The sequence below is a fragment of the Lentzea xerophila genome, assembly GCF_051094245.1.
In the GTDB taxonomy this organism is placed as follows: domain Bacteria; phylum Actinomycetota; class Actinomycetes; order Mycobacteriales; family Pseudonocardiaceae; genus Lentzea; species Lentzea xerophila.
In genome coordinates, this window is record NZ_CP194934.1 from 7,052,937 (window position 1) to 7,065,356 (window position 12,420).

At 69.9% G+C, this 12,420-nt stretch carries 17 protein-coding genes; 6 read left to right on the forward strand and 11 right to left on the reverse strand.

Features of this window, described 5'->3' with window-relative positions; all coding sequences use genetic code 11:
- The first annotated feature begins 36 nt into the window (after positions 1–36).
- On the forward strand, positions 37–1,032 hold the full coding sequence (locus tag ACRSBM_RS33595; protein WP_434449801.1) for a zinc-dependent alcohol dehydrogenase: 996 nt from the start codon (positions 37–39) through the stop codon (positions 1,030–1,032).
- The gene (locus ACRSBM_RS33600; protein ID WP_434449804.1) at positions 1,019–1,711 is read left to right on the forward strand and encodes a creatininase family protein; all 693 of its coding nucleotides are present in this window, start codon (positions 1,019–1,021) and stop codon (positions 1,709–1,711) included. The genes ACRSBM_RS33595 and ACRSBM_RS33600 overlap by 14 nt, the downstream gene beginning before the upstream one ends.
- On the opposite strand, the gene ACRSBM_RS33605 is transcribed toward ACRSBM_RS33600, so the two are convergent.
- From ACRSBM_RS33605 to ACRSBM_RS33620, 4 genes are read right to left on the reverse strand one after another with little or no spacing between them, the layout of a single operon-like run.
- On the reverse strand, positions 1,625–2,587 hold the full coding sequence (locus ACRSBM_RS33605; protein ID WP_434449807.1) for a lysylphosphatidylglycerol synthase transmembrane domain-containing protein: 963 nt from the start codon (positions 2,585–2,587) through the stop codon (positions 1,625–1,627). The genes ACRSBM_RS33600 and ACRSBM_RS33605 overlap by 87 nt on opposite strands.
- On the reverse strand, positions 2,587–3,366 hold the full coding sequence (locus ACRSBM_RS33610) for a class I SAM-dependent methyltransferase (protein WP_434449809.1): 780 nt from the start codon (positions 3,364–3,366) through the stop codon (positions 2,587–2,589). Before ACRSBM_RS33610 ends, ACRSBM_RS33605 begins: the two co-directional genes overlap by 1 nt.
- Complete coding sequence (locus tag ACRSBM_RS33615; RefSeq protein WP_434449812.1) at positions 3,363–4,334, reverse strand: glycosyltransferase family 4 protein; 972 nt, start codon at positions 4,332–4,334, stop codon at positions 3,363–3,365. Before ACRSBM_RS33615 ends, ACRSBM_RS33610 begins: the two co-directional genes overlap by 4 nt.
- Positions 4,312–4,722 (reverse strand): 6-pyruvoyl trahydropterin synthase family protein, encoded by a 411-nt coding sequence (locus ACRSBM_RS33620; RefSeq protein WP_434453330.1) that lies wholly within the window; start codon positions 4,720–4,722, stop codon positions 4,312–4,314. Before ACRSBM_RS33620 ends, ACRSBM_RS33615 begins: the two co-directional genes overlap by 23 nt.
- 93 nt (positions 4,723–4,815) lie before the next feature.
- On the opposite strand from ACRSBM_RS33620, the gene ribA reads away from it, so the two are divergent.
- Genes ribA through ACRSBM_RS33635 form a run of 3 tightly spaced genes read left to right on the forward strand, consistent with a single transcriptional unit; the run spans position 4,816 to position 6,420 of the window.
- Positions 4,816–5,448, forward strand: a complete 633-nt coding sequence (gene ribA, locus ACRSBM_RS33625; protein WP_434449815.1) for a GTP cyclohydrolase II — start codon at positions 4,816–4,818, stop codon at positions 5,446–5,448.
- Positions 5,449–5,486: 38 nt separating this feature from the next.
- The gene (locus tag ACRSBM_RS33630) at positions 5,487–6,137 is read left to right on the forward strand and encodes an amidohydrolase family protein (RefSeq protein WP_434449818.1); all 651 of its coding nucleotides are present in this window, start codon (positions 5,487–5,489) and stop codon (positions 6,135–6,137) included.
- Positions 6,138–6,168: 31 nt separating this feature from the next.
- Positions 6,169–6,420, forward strand: coding sequence for an amidohydrolase family protein (locus ACRSBM_RS33635; protein ID WP_434453331.1), 252 nt, complete (start codon positions 6,169–6,171; stop codon positions 6,418–6,420).
- On the opposite strand, the gene ACRSBM_RS33640 is transcribed toward ACRSBM_RS33635, so the two are convergent.
- From ACRSBM_RS33640 to ACRSBM_RS33650, 3 genes are read right to left on the reverse strand one after another with little or no spacing between them, the layout of a single operon-like run.
- Positions 6,378–7,322: an NAD(P)-dependent alcohol dehydrogenase gene (locus ACRSBM_RS33640; protein WP_434449821.1), complete on the reverse strand. Its 945-nt coding sequence runs from the start codon at positions 7,320–7,322 to the stop codon at positions 6,378–6,380. The genes ACRSBM_RS33635 and ACRSBM_RS33640 overlap by 43 nt on opposite strands.
- Positions 7,319–7,483, reverse strand: coding sequence for a helix-turn-helix transcriptional regulator (locus ACRSBM_RS33645; protein WP_434453332.1), 165 nt, complete (start codon positions 7,481–7,483; stop codon positions 7,319–7,321). The genes ACRSBM_RS33640 and ACRSBM_RS33645 overlap by 4 nt, the downstream gene beginning before the upstream one ends.
- A gap of 53 nt (positions 7,484–7,536) precedes the next feature.
- Positions 7,537–7,959 carry a hypothetical protein gene (locus ACRSBM_RS33650; protein WP_434449823.1) on the reverse strand — a complete coding sequence of 141 codons (423 nt, stop codon included), beginning with the start codon at positions 7,957–7,959 and terminating at the stop codon, positions 7,537–7,539.
- A 147-nt stretch (positions 7,960–8,106) separates the two neighbouring features.
- Here ACRSBM_RS33650 and ACRSBM_RS33655 point away from each other — a divergent pair, with 147 nt between their 5' ends.
- Complete coding sequence (locus tag ACRSBM_RS33655) at positions 8,107–8,973, forward strand: tat pathway signal sequence (protein ID WP_434449825.1); 867 nt, start codon at positions 8,107–8,109, stop codon at positions 8,971–8,973.
- Between the two features lie 197 nt (positions 8,974–9,170).
- On the opposite strand, the gene ACRSBM_RS33660 is transcribed toward ACRSBM_RS33655, so the two are convergent.
- The 4 genes from ACRSBM_RS33660 to ACRSBM_RS33675 all read right to left on the reverse strand — a co-directional run bounded on the left by ACRSBM_RS33660 (position 9,171) and on the right by ACRSBM_RS33675 (position 12,395).
- Entirely contained in the window at positions 9,171–10,637 is a 1,467-nt protein-coding gene (locus tag ACRSBM_RS33660; RefSeq protein WP_434449828.1) for a M16 family metallopeptidase, read from the reverse strand.
- A gap of 453 nt (positions 10,638–11,090) precedes the next feature.
- Entirely contained in the window at positions 11,091–11,465 is a 375-nt protein-coding gene (locus ACRSBM_RS33665) for a VOC family protein (RefSeq protein WP_434449831.1), read from the reverse strand.
- A complete protein-coding gene (locus ACRSBM_RS33670) occupies positions 11,462–11,809 on the reverse strand; it encodes an MmcQ/YjbR family DNA-binding protein (protein ID WP_434449834.1) in 348 nt (115 codons plus the stop codon). The genes ACRSBM_RS33665 and ACRSBM_RS33670 overlap by 4 nt, the downstream gene beginning before the upstream one ends.
- Positions 11,810–11,849: 40 nt before the next feature.
- Positions 11,850–12,395: a DUF6939 family protein gene (locus ACRSBM_RS33675; protein WP_434449837.1), complete on the reverse strand. Its 546-nt coding sequence runs from the start codon at positions 12,393–12,395 to the stop codon at positions 11,850–11,852.
- Positions 12,396–12,420 lie beyond the last annotated feature (25 nt).

Below are 12,420 nucleotides of genomic sequence, written 5' to 3' on the forward strand. Positions count from 1 at the left end.
GCCCCTAACGAACTTCGTGCGGCGGAGGTGTTGCGAGTGACACGTACGGCGAGTGCCTTTTGGCTCAATGAATCCGGAAACGGGGAAGTTCGGCAGGTCACGCTGACCGAGCCCGGTCCGGGTGAGGTGGAGGTGCGCACGCTGTTCTCCGGCGTCAGCCGTGGCACGGAGACCCTCGTCTTCCGCGGTGGCGTGCCGGAGAGCCAGTACGAGGTGATGAGGGCTCCCTTCCAGGAGGGCGAGTTCCCGTGGCCGGTGAAGTACGGGTACCTCAACGTCGGCGTCGTCGAACATGGACCCGAACGACTGCGGGGGCGCACGGTGTTCTGTCTCTATCCACATCAGACTCGTTACGTGGTCCCGGAAAACTCGGTCACCCTCGTGCCGGAGGCGGTTCCGGCCGCGAGGGCGGTGCTCGCGGGCACCGTCGAGACCGCGGTCAACGCCGTGTGGGACGCGCGTCCGTTGATCGGCGACCGGATCGCGGTGGTCGGCGGCGGCATGGTCGGGTCGAGCGTCGCGGCGGTGCTGGCGACGTTCCCCGGTGCCCGTGTGCAACTCGTCGACGCCGATCCCGGCCGGCGGGCCGTCGCCGATCAGCTCGGTGTCGGCTTCGCCTTGCCGGGCAACGCTCTCGACGGCTGCGACCTCGTCTTCCACGCCAGCGCGACGGAAGCCGGCCTCACCACCGCGCTGAACCTGCTCGCGCCGGAAGGCCGCGTCGTCGAGCTGAGCTGGTACGGCGACCGGAAGGTCTCCGTGCCGTTGGGCGAGTTCTTCCACTCGCGCAGGCTGACGATCCGCAGCAGCCAGGTCGGCACGGTCGGCCGCCCGGACCGCACCTACGCCGAACGCCTGGCTCTCGCGCTCGACCTGCTGGCCGACGCCCGGTTCGACGCGCTGATCACCGGCTCCAGCGCGTTCGAGGAGCTGCCGGACGTGCTGCCGAAGCTGGCCGATGGGCAGATTCCGGCGCTGTGCCACCGGATTGACTACGGTCCCGAGAATGGTGACAGCCATGTTTCCGAGTGACACCACGGTCGACGTCCGCGACAAGCATGTGGCCGTGCTCCCGATCGGCAGCACCGAGCAGCACGGCCCGCACCTGCCGCTCGCCACGGACTCGGTGATCGCGTGGACCATCGCGTCGGAGATCGCCGCGAGGTACCCGGTCCGGCTGCTGCCGCCGATCCAGTTCTCGTGCTCGCAGGAACACGCCGACTGGCCGGGCACCGTCAGCATCACCGCGCGCACGCTGATCTCAGTCGTCACGGACATCTCGGACTCGCTGCGCCGCACCGGTGTCACGAACCTGGTCCTGGTCAACGGCCACGGCGGCAACTACGCGCTGTCGAACGTCGTGCAGGAGGGCGAGGGCCTGGCACTGTTCCCCGGACGGGACGACTGGGCGTTCGCGCGGGAGAAGGCCGGCATCGAGACCTCGGCGTACAGCGACATGCACGCGGGTGAGCTGGAGACCTCGATCCTGCTGCACGCCCACCCCGATCTCCTCCGTCCCGGCTACGAAGCCTCCGACCACCTGGCGGAGGACCGGCGGCACATGCTCACCCTGGGTCTGGCGCCGTACACCACGTCCGGCGTCATCGGGCGGCCCTCGCTCGCGTCAGCGCGCAAGGGCGAGCTCCTGCTCGCGGGACTGACCGAGTCGTTCCGCCACTACCTCGACCTGTTCGGCCTTCCTCCGGCGTGACACGAGCAGCACGACCGCGCCGGGCAGCGCGGCGATCAACGCCAGCACGCCGTAGACGATGCCGGTGGTGAAGCCCTGCGCGGCGCCCAGACCGGCGGCACCGAACGCCACCGCGAGGAACGCCTCGCGCGGGCCGAACCCGCCGATGTTGACCGGGATCGCCATGATCAGCAACGCCAGCACGATCACCGGCGCGAGCTGGGTGATCGTGGCGTCCGACCCGGCGGCGCGGGCAGCCACCAGGAACATCGCGACGTAGCCCGCGACCGTGGCGGCCGACAGCCCGACGACCGCGGGCCAGGTCTTCAGCGACAGCAGCCGGATGCCGTCCGCCAAGGTGTTGACCAGCGCTTTCCTGACCGGCCGGAGGTGCCAGCCGACGCCGACGAGCGCCACCAGACCGGCCAGGACGAGCGCGGCGGTCGTGCCGTCCGGCGCGAGATCCAGGCCGGGTGCGGGGTGCGTGAGCAGCACCGCGAGCCCGATTCCGATGAGCACCACCTGGCCTGCGAAGCGTTCGAAGAACACGGCGCGCACGCCCCGTCCGACGTCGCCCGACTCACGGCCGTGGTTGACCGCGCGGTGCACGTCGCCGAGCACGCCGGCCGGCAGCACGGCGTTGACGAGCAACGCGCGGTAGTAGTCGCTGACCGCGGTTCGCAGGGACAGCGACAGGCCGAGGCGGCGCGCAACGAGCACCCAGCGGCCCGCGCTGAGCAGCGTCGTCACGAGCCCGATCGCCAGTGCGGCGGCGACGGAGAACGCGTCGATGGCGCGCAGCCCGTCGAGGAACGCCCCGGTGCCCAGGCGCAGGCCCAGTCCCACCAGGATCGCCACCGCCAGAAGCAGACGGAGCCACGGCCAGAACTTGTTCATCACACAGCTCCCGGTAGTGCCAGCAGGTCGACGTGGTGGACCACCGCAGACGCCCCTGACCTGCGGCGCAGGTACTCGGACGCCTCGGCGGCGAGTGCGGGTTCCTGCTCCACCGCGGCGCCGACCCAGCCCTTCAGCCACTCGCCCAGCAGGGCGTCGGCCTCCAGGCGCCAGGGGCTCTGTGCCGTGTGCACCGAAGCGCCGAGTGCCGCGAACGCCTCTTCGGCGGCGGCCGGTGCGTCCGGTCCGAGCAGACGGCGTCCGTCCACGACGCGGCGCTGGTGAGCGTTGAACGCGTCCTGGAAGGCGACGTCGAGCGGCTCGGCCGGGTCGAGCTCGATCCGGCCTGCCACCGAGAGCGTGAACAGTGCGGGCACATGAGCTTCTACGCAGGCGGCGGCCAGAGCGTTCATCTCTTCGGCGGTGAGCAGGTCGAGCAACGCGGAGCAGGTGACCAGGCCGGTACCCGCGAGGTCAGCGGCCGTCAGGGAGGTGAGGTCGCCCTCACGCGTCTCGACGGTGACGTTCTCCAGCGCGCTCATGCCGGCCTCCGCCAGCCCGAGCAGCCGGGGGTCGCGGTCGTGCAGCACCCAGTGCTGTACGCCGCCGAGCCTCCCGGCGAGCCATCGTCCCATCGATCCCGTGCCACAACCGAGGTCACGGATCGTCAGGGGGGTTCGGTTCAGCAGAGTTTCGCGGACGATGTCGACGAGCTCGGTCGAGCGTGCCTGTGCGTCGGCGTTTTCCCGCAGTGCCAGCCATTCCGGGGCGAAGGTCATGGCCGCAGAGTAGCCAGCACCCTCCGCAGGTCCTGTGTGGACTCGTCCCAAGTGGACAGAGTGGCCCTTCTGGCGAGCGCTCTGGCCCGCAGTTCCGCCCGGAACTCCTGATCTTGGAACCAGCGTGTCAGTGCAGCTTCCCACGCGTTTTCGTCGCCGGCGGGAACGAGTAGGCCGCCCTCGCCGAGCGCGTCCGGGACCGCGCTGGCGATGACCGGCAGACCATGCGCGAGCGCCTCCGCGACGACCATGCCGTAGGTCTCGGCGCGGGACGCCAGCACGAACAGGTCGGCGCTGTCGTAAGCGCTGGTCAGAGCCTCGCCGGTGAGTGGTCCGGGGAAGCTGACGCGCTCGTCCGCCGGCAGGGTCCGCAGGAACGGCCGATGCGGGCCCACGCACGTCAGCCGCCAGTCGCGTTCGATCCTCCGCAACGCCCTGACCAGCACGTCATGGCCTTTGCGGGGTGTGATCGACGCGACGCAGAGCAGGTGGTGCACGCCGTCCGTGCCGCGCGCTCGTGGTGCCGGATCGGTGCCCGGGAGGACGACGTGGACGTGGCCGAGCCCGTGCCGCGCCCTGAGGCCGCGTGCGGCCGTGGGGCTGGTCGCGACGACGGCGCTCACGGCCCGCAGGACCTGGCCTTCCTTGCTGTTCAGGGCCGCTGCCGTGGCGGGGTCGAGCCCGGTCTCGTCGGCCAGCGGGAGGTGGACGAGGACGGCGAGCCTGAGCCGTCGCGCGTGCGGGACGACCACTTCGGGCACGCCGCAGCCGACCAGGCCGTCGATCAGGACGACGGCATCGTCGGGGATCCGCGCAAGCGTTTGCTCCAACGCGGTGGCGCCGGCCGGGCGCGGCCAGTCACCAGCGACGGTCAGACGGTTCAGGCCTCCGCTGATCCGGAGGTCGTAGACGTTGCCGCCGCTGGGACTGGCCGGGTCGTCGACGTCAGCCGGAAGGACGAAGTGCACGTTCGTAGCTCGCCCACGCCACATGGGACTCGTGGAGTGTGACGGCGATCGCATCGATCCCGTGAGCGCCCTCACCCAGCGCACCCGCGGAGATGCGGTCCGCGAGCTGGTCGGCGATGTGCTTCGCGAGCCACTCCGTGGACGTGTTGATGCCCGCGAACTGCGGTTCTTCGTCCAGGTTGCGGTAGTTGAACGCGGCCAGGACCTTGTTCAGCTCCTGGGTCGCGAGTCCGATGTCGACGACGATGTTGTCGGCGTCGAGCTCAGCCCGTTTGAACGTTGCGTCCACCAGGAACGTTGCACCATGCAGACGTTGCGCCGGACCGAAGACCTCGCCGCGGAAGCTGTGGGCGATCATCACGTGATCGCGGACGGTGATGCTGAACAGGGTGACCTCCGCTGTGCGGTCGGGTTACGGTGCGATCTCCATCCGAGCGTAGATGACCGCGCTCGGAAGGCGCCTTGGACGAGGGGACCCGAGATGTTCGAACAGGCCTTCAACGACGCAGACGTGGCGGAGTCCGACCTGGTGACCCGCCGTGGCACCTTCCGAGCAGTCGCGTTCCGCGCGGACGGTCACGAACACATGGCCCTCGTCTTCGGCAAGACCAAGCTGCGCGAGAACGTGTTGGTGCGCATCCACTCCGAGTGCATGACCGGCGACATCTTCGCCGCCATGCGGTGCGAGTGCGGCGAACAGCTCGACGCCGCGTTGAACACCATCGTGCGGGAAGGCAGCGGCATCCTCGTGTACCTGCGCGGGCACGAGGGCCGCGGAATCGGCCTGGTGGACAAGATCCGCACGCATGTGTTGCAGGACCAGGGACTGGACACGCTGGACTCGGCCACGTCGCTCGGTCTCCCCGTCGACGTGCGTGACTACACGCCCGCGGCGCGGGTGCTCAAGCACCTCCGGGTGCGGTCCGTGCGGCTGATGTCCAACAACCCCGACAAGATCGCGGCACTGGAGTCTCACGGCATCCCGGTCACCGCGCGCGTGCCGTCGCTGATGACGCCGAACCAGCACAACATCGCGTACCTGACGGCCAAGCGCGACCGGCTCGGGCACGACCTGCCGCAGGTCGAGTCGTTCACCCTCCCGCACGCACGCTGACCATTGCTTTCCCGGCAGGTGGCGCTCAGAATGTGCCGATGCTGGCACTGCGTGCAGGGCGAGCCTTCGACGGTGAGCGGACGCTCGCCGGGCCCGTCACGGTCATCACCGGGAACGGGAGGATCACGGCCGTCGAGCAGGGGCATCCTGACGTTCCCGGTGCCGAGGTCGTCGACCTCGGCACCGCGACGGTCCTACCCGGACTGATCGACACGCACGTCCACCTGTGCGCGGACAGCGAGGACGGCGCGCTGGACCGGCTGCCCGAGTTCACCGACGCACACCTGGACGCGGTGATCAGGGACAGCCTCGACCGTCACCTCAGGGCGGGCGTGACCACCGTCCGCGACCTGGGCGACCGGCGGTGGTCGGTGGTGGAGCAGAGGTCGAAGCACCGCCAGCGCGTGCTCGCGTCCGGCCCGCCGATCACCTCCCCGCGGGGTCACTGCTGGTCGATGGGTGGCGAGGCCAGCGGCGAGGACGAGCTCCGCCGGGCCGTCCGCGACCGGGCCGAACGCCAGGTCGACGTCGTCAAGGTCATGGCCGGCGGCGGGTTCGCGACGCCCGGCAGCGCCGTCGGCGACTGCCAGTTCACCGAACAGGAACTCCGCGTGGTCGTGGAGGAAGCCCACGCGCACGGTCTCCCGGTGACCGCCCACGCGCCATTGCAAGGCCGCAGCCGGCACTGATGGCGGGATCGGGGCGGGCAAGCCGCACGGGATCACCGCCTGCGCCCTCGGCCAGATGATCGAGGCGGGCATCCCGAACGCGGTCGTGCTCGCCAGTGCCACCAGTCAGGCGGCGAAGGCGTTGAGCGTCACCAAGGGCGTCCTGAAGCCCGGCTGGGACGCGGACATCATCGCCGTGCAAGGCAATCCCATGCGGGACATCACGGCGTTGCAGCACGTGACCGCCGTGGTGCTCGGCGGTCAGATCGTGACGACGACCTTGCCGAGCGACCGTCGCGAGTAGACATGGTCGATCGCGTCCAGCGCCTCGGACAACGGGAACTCCCGCTCCACCGGCGGTTTCACCTTGCCCGCCTCGACCAGCACGCGCAGCTCGTCGAAGACGTCGGCGCGTTCGGCCGACATGAGCGGGGCCAGCTTGTGCGACACGAACAGGTTCAGCGCGGCCGCGAACAACATCCGTTCGAACCCGCCTGTCAGTGTTCCCCCGGTCTCGGCACCGACCAGCACCAACGTCCCGCGCGGCGTCAAAGCCCTGCGCAGCCTGGACAACGGCCTGCCCCCGCCGCAGTCCAGGATGAGGTCATAGGTGCCGGTGAAGTCCGCGGCCGTGTAGTCGACGACCTCGTCGGCGCCCAGCGACCGCACCAGCTCGGCCTTCCGGGTGCTGCACACACCGGTCACGTGTGCGCCCAGGGCTTTCGCGATCTGCACCCCGTAGGAGCCCACGCCGCCACCGGCGCCGAGCACCAGCACCCGTTGCCCTGCCTGCACTTCACGCAGCCCCTGGAGCGCGGTCCCGCCCGAGATGGGCAAGGCGGCCGCCTCCGCGAACGAGATTCCGGCCGGCTTGCGCGCCAGCTGCGAGACCGGCGCGACGGCGTACTCGGCGAACGCCCCGTCGCACGTGCCGAACACCTCGTCCCCCGGCGCGAACCCGGTGACGCCGGGGCCGATCTCCTTCACGACACCGGAGACGTCCCGGCCGGGCACGGGTGACTTCGGTCCGCGGACCCCGAACCCGATGAACCGCACCAGGTACGGCCTCCCGGCGAGGAGGTGCCAGGTGCCCATGTCGACGCCCGCCGACCGCACCTCCAGCAGAACCTGACCCTTCCCAGGTACAGGCACGTCCAGGTCACCGAACACCGCCGATCCGTATCTTCGTTGCACGACAGCCTTCATTCGTCCTCCTCCGGGTACTGGAACACCTCTTCGAGCGACACCCCGAACGCGCGCGCGATCTTGAACGCGACCTCCAGCGAGGGCGAGTACCTGCCCTGCTCGATGGCGATCAGCGTCTGCCGCGTCACGCCGATGGCGGAGGCGAGATCGGCCTGCTTCATCTCGCCGTTCGCGAACCGCAGCGCGCGGATGGAGTTCGTGACCTTCGTCGGCTTCACGGCATCCCTCGCCGGTAAGCCGCGATCTTCGCCATCGACCCGAGCACGGCCGACAGCACGAAGCACAGGTAGAGCACGTTCGCGATCCAGAAGTGCGCCACCTCGGCCATGGCCAGTGCCATCGCCGCCACACTGCCGATGACGACGAACGACTGCCCGATCTGCTCGCCGAACTGACCGATCTCGCGGTCCCGTTCGTCGGCCTGCAGGCCGTCGTTGCGCGCGGCGATGCCGAGCCAGATCCCTGACACGATGCCGGCGACGATCCCGAGCCCCACCGTCCACAGCATCGCGCCGATGTACGGCGCCTCGGCCAACGGGCGCCCCGCCGCCTGCCCGAGCACGACCAGCACGTACGCCGAATAGCCGACCACGGCGATGATCGCCAAGGCCCATGCGCGCTTCTCTTCGAACGCCACGGTCCCGCTCCTGATGTCAAAGAACCTGACATCACCAAGGTAAAGCGAAGCAGACACCATGTCAAACATCTTTGACTTTTGGGTCGTTCGGCCGCGCGGCCGGATGGCGGTCGACCGTCTCCGATCGGACCCGTTAGCGTGCGGCGCATGCTCCGTCCGATCCTTGTCGCGTGCGCGCTCGCCCTGACGGCGTGCGGTCACGCCGTGACGGCGGAACCACCCGCCGTGGCGAACACGCCGCAGCGACAGCACACCCCCGCGGCAGCGCCTCTCGTCGCGACGCCCGAGGTCTGCCCGCTGCCCGACAGCGGGTTCGAATGCGGGTTCCAGAAGCGGCTCAAGGCGGCCCAGGACTACGCGGAGACCAGGCCGGGCACCGTCGGTTTCGTGCTGCGCGACCGCAAGAGCGGCGCGATCTGGCGCAACGACCACGCGGCCGACCTGACGTGGACCGCGTCGACGATCAAGCTCGCGATGGTCGTGAACCTGCTGGAACGCCACCGTGCCGGCAAGATCAGGCTGAGCAACGACGACCGCCGGCTGATGACCGCGATGTTGCACAGTTCCGACGACGACGCGGCAGACACGCTGTGGCAGCGCTACGGCCCCACGACGTTCAACGCGGCGTTCGGCAAGTACGGGATGACCGAGCTGGTGCCACAACGGGGTTACGCGTCCTCGTTCCCCTATTGGGGCTTCGAGAAGTGCACCGCGAACGACCTGGACCGCCTGATCAACTACGTCCTCGACACCGTTCCCGCCGAGGACCGCGCCTACATCGTCGGGCAGATGCGCTCGGTCGGCCCCGCGCAGCAGTGGGGCGTCTGGGGTCCCGACTCCGGCGTGAAGAACGGCTGGTCGGAGGAGGACGGCGGCTGGGTGATGAACTCCGTCGGGTTCGTCGGGCCGGATGAGCGGTACACGCTCGCGATCATGAACGACCTCAGGGGCGAGGGCGGCTACGACGAGGGCCGCGCGACGGACACCGAGATCACCCGCATCCTGTTCCGCTGATTCGCCCGCGCCACTCCCCCGCACCGTGTCACCCTCGTCGGCGGACACGGACTGCTCCGGGGGAATGCGGAAGGCTTCCTGCTGTGCCTGCCGACGAGGTTTCCACTGTCCGCCAAGTGGTTCCTAAGACCGTCAGCTGCGGCGCCCACCAGCCGAACTCACACCGCAACCCTCCGTCGCCCTGGAGGTCAAGCCCTTCAAGCGGTGGAGACGGAAGGCGGGAACACCACACCCGGATCCACCTGTGCGTCGACCGCGGCGATCGCGGGCTCGATGCCCTTGAACAGGTCCGAGTGAACCGGCACGACGCAGCCCGATCTGCCGAACACGGTGCGGGAACCGTTCTGTGCCAGCACACCCACGACGTCGGCGAACCGGACGAAGTGCCGGTCACCGCCGTCGATCAACCCCACACCGTCGGGCGCGAGGTGCAGCCGTGCCCCGCGTGCCGCCGCGCTCGCCGCACGGGCGAGCAGAGCAGGCTTGAACACCTTGCCCCGCGGCTGCCATTCCGGCGTCGTGCAACCGCCCGCAGGGACCGGCTTCCCGTCCAGGTCGGACAGTTCGAGCCGCACCTCACCCGGCACGACGATCAACGCGGTGCGCAGTGACTCGGCCAACGCGTCCGCGACCTGTGCCTGAGTCGTCGCGGCGAGCGCCTCCAGCCACTCGGCGGGCGACCGGTACGGCTCGCCGAGCAGCGCCGAACGGGCGAACTCGTCGAGGTCGCCCTCGACGAACCGCGGGTCCTCGGCCATCTCGCGGAAGCCGGCGAGCTCGTGGTCGAGCTCCTCCCGCGTCGGGCCGGACCTCGCGAGCTCCCGCGCGGTCTCCCAGAGGATCGACGCGACCTCCGCCTCCTGGCCCTCGCGGGCGTCCACCCAGATGACGCGATCCGTCGTGGCCGGATCAGCGCTGGCGCGGTCGCCGTCGACGCCGTAGCTCAGCCCCTTCTCCTTGCGGGCCACCTCGGTGAGCCGATGGGACAGCACCTGCAGGCCGAGCGCGCTCACGGGCGAGACCGACGGGCCGCGCAACGACATGCCGACGCACGGCACCTCCTCAGCGAGCCACCGCGGACCGCCGGCGAGACGCGGCGGCGTCGGTTCGTGCACCACTCGCGGGCCGTCCGGAAGCGGCAGACGCAGCCCCTCCGGTGGCGGGCCGGTCAGGGTCAGCACCGCGTTTCCCCTGGTGAAGAACTTCGCGGCGTGCGCCGTGACCGCCTCGGCCGGGAGCTGGTCGTAGCCAGGGCCGTCCCACGGCGCGAGACCGGGTCCGGCGATCCCGTACCGGCGCGCCAGCAGCACGCCGGCGGTCGGGTGGCACGCGGCGGAGCCTTCCGCCGTGAGCACGCCGGCTTCCTTCTCGATGCGCGACAGCGGCAGGTCACCCAGCGCCTCGCACACCGCGGCGATGAAGTCCACGAGCTGGGCGGGCTTGCCCGTGGCGAAGAACCGCGTCACCTCGACGCCCACGCTCGCGTTGTGCTCGTGGTGCAGGCGCGGCAGCGTGCTCATCGCCAGATGCTCGATCAGGTGCGTGACACCGAGCGTGCGGAACGACTCGTCCCGCACTCCACACCCGAACGTCAGGGTGGCGGTCATCGGCGCCGGCCCCTGCGCCCAGTACACGTCGACGCCGTCGATCACGGTGTGCTGCATGGTCGTCATCCCTCTGTCATCCCTGTCCCGCGCGCCGGCGAACAGATCGTCGTGCTCGCCGAAATAACCCCACGGCCACGCACCGCGCGTCCACCGCTTCTGACGATGTGCGTCGCGAACCGCGCCTGGCCGATGTCGGCCTCCTGGTAGAAGACCGCGAACATCTGGTACGCCGCAACCGAGTTCAGGCCGGTGCCGAGCCCGGCGAGCAGCCGGCCGTACCCGCCGCACCGAGCACGTCCACCGCCGGCGCGCTTCGCTGCGGCCGCGCGGGTGGTGGCCGAACGTGGGCACGAGGCCAGCCGGCGCCAACGCGCAGATCGCGGGTTCGGAGCTCCCCGCCCGGACGGGCCTGACCCACGCGCGGAGGCAGTCGAGCGGTCCCGTGCGAGAAACAACACCGGCCCGGCAGTCCAAACAGGACCTCGGCCCGGATTGTGACTCAGTCCGCGATCAGGTGGCCGCCGAGCCGTCCGCGACGGGTTCCCACAGGCAGAGCACGCTGCCCTCACTGTCCTTGACGTACTGCGAGTACCCGTAGTCGCCCACGCGTTCCTTGGCGTTGAGCACCTCGCCACCCGCTTCGAGGACTTTGCGCGCCACGTCGTCGATGCTCACCACGTCGACGATCAGCACGGGCCCCTGCACGAACTCGGTCCGCGGCGAGATCCCACCGTCCGCGTCCTGCACGTCGACGGGGTCGCCGCCGGTGTCGACGAGCACGTAGTCGAACGGCAACCGCTGCGCCGACCAGCCGAAGACATCGCGGTAGAACGCCGTCGCACGAGCGAGGTCGTCGGCGGGCAGCTCGAACTTGACCCTGGTCATCGCGCGAGGTCCGGCACCTGGGCGACGAGCTCGTCCGGCGCGGACAGCCGCCACGCCTCGAACACCAGCTCACGCAGCTCGTCGGCGTCGATGCCCTCCAGGTGCACCACGACCCAGCCGAAGCCACCGGCCGTGAACTGCACCTCGAACACCTCCGGCCGCTCCGCCACCAGCGCCAGCTGCTCGGACAGCGTCTGCTTCACGCCCACGGTCCTCGTGCGCGGCCAGTAGTAGCCGAACACCTTGCCGCGCACGCGAAACGTGTCGTACTGCTGGCCGGAGGAGCGCCGCACCTCGGCGAGCGCGTCCACGATCTTGAAGAGCTGCTTGTCCGATGTCGCCACTGCCGACCCCCAAAGCCGTAAGGGGAGAAGTATAAATCGGTCATACCCCGCACGAGGGAGTGAGCCTTCTCAGGTGGTCGGCGACCAAAGCCGCGTGGGACAACGGACTGCTGATGTCCTCGACGTCGCCGTTGGTCGTGTAGTCCAGGAGCACGACGTCCGAGGACTCGGCCAACTCGTGTAACCGCGCGACCTCGGCCTGCAACCGGTGCTCCAGAACCCAGCGGTAGGCCGGCAGGTAGATCTCACGGCGCGCGGTGCGGTAGTCGAGCAGGCTCTCGCCCGCCAGGCCCGCACGGTGGCCCCGGACCTGCCCGAAGCGGCGGACCGTGCGCTTCAGGCCCTTCATCGACGTCACGGTGAGCTTCGACGGGTCCACGTCGGCGCCCTCGAACACCTTCAACGCCTGCCAGACGCCCTCGACGGATTCGCTCGTCACGCCCGGCGACAACGGCACCGGGATCTGGCCGTGCGGGTAGAACGGGCTGAAGCGCACCCACGGGTCGGGGCCGCGGGAGGTCACGTCGACGACCACCGCGTCCGGGCGCTGCACCTTGCGGCGTCTGCTCGCCACTTCGATCGGCATGGTCCGAGGATGGCAGAAGGGTCTG

Excerpts from the sequence above, each read along its gene's own strand:
- ACRSBM_RS33605 (WP_434449807.1), bottom strand. The coding sequence starts at position 2,587 with ATGAACAAGTTCTGGCCGTGGCTCCGTCTGCTTCTGGCGGTGGCGATC.
- ACRSBM_RS33640 (WP_434449821.1), bottom strand. The coding sequence starts at position 7,322 with ATGAAGGCTGTCGTGCAACGAAGATACGGATCGGCGGTGTTCGGTGAC.
- ACRSBM_RS33610 (WP_434449809.1), bottom strand. The coding sequence starts at position 3,366 with ATGACCTTCGCCCCGGAATGGCTGGCACTGCGGGAAAACGCCGACGCA.
- ribA (WP_434449815.1), top strand. The coding sequence starts at position 4,816 with ATGTTCGAACAGGCCTTCAACGACGCAGACGTGGCGGAGTCCGACCTG.
- ACRSBM_RS33645 (WP_434453332.1), bottom strand. The coding sequence starts at position 7,483 with ATGAAGCAGGCCGATCTCGCCTCCGCCATCGGCGTGACGCGGCAGACG.
- ACRSBM_RS33655 (WP_434449825.1), top strand. The coding sequence starts at position 8,107 with ATGCTCCGTCCGATCCTTGTCGCGTGCGCGCTCGCCCTGACGGCGTGC.
- ACRSBM_RS33660 (WP_434449828.1), bottom strand. The coding sequence starts at position 10,637 with ATGCAGCACACCGTGATCGACGGCGTCGACGTGTACTGGGCGCAGGGG.
- ACRSBM_RS33675 (WP_434449837.1), bottom strand. The coding sequence starts at position 12,395 with ATGCCGATCGAAGTGGCGAGCAGACGCCGCAAGGTGCAGCGCCCGGAC.
- ACRSBM_RS33600 (WP_434449804.1), top strand. The coding sequence starts at position 1,019 with ATGTTTCCGAGTGACACCACGGTCGACGTCCGCGACAAGCATGTGGCC.
- ACRSBM_RS33630 (WP_434449818.1), top strand. The coding sequence starts at position 5,487 with ATGCTGGCACTGCGTGCAGGGCGAGCCTTCGACGGTGAGCGGACGCTC.
- ACRSBM_RS33665 (WP_434449831.1), bottom strand. The coding sequence starts at position 11,465 with ATGACCAGGGTCAAGTTCGAGCTGCCCGCCGACGACCTCGCTCGTGCG.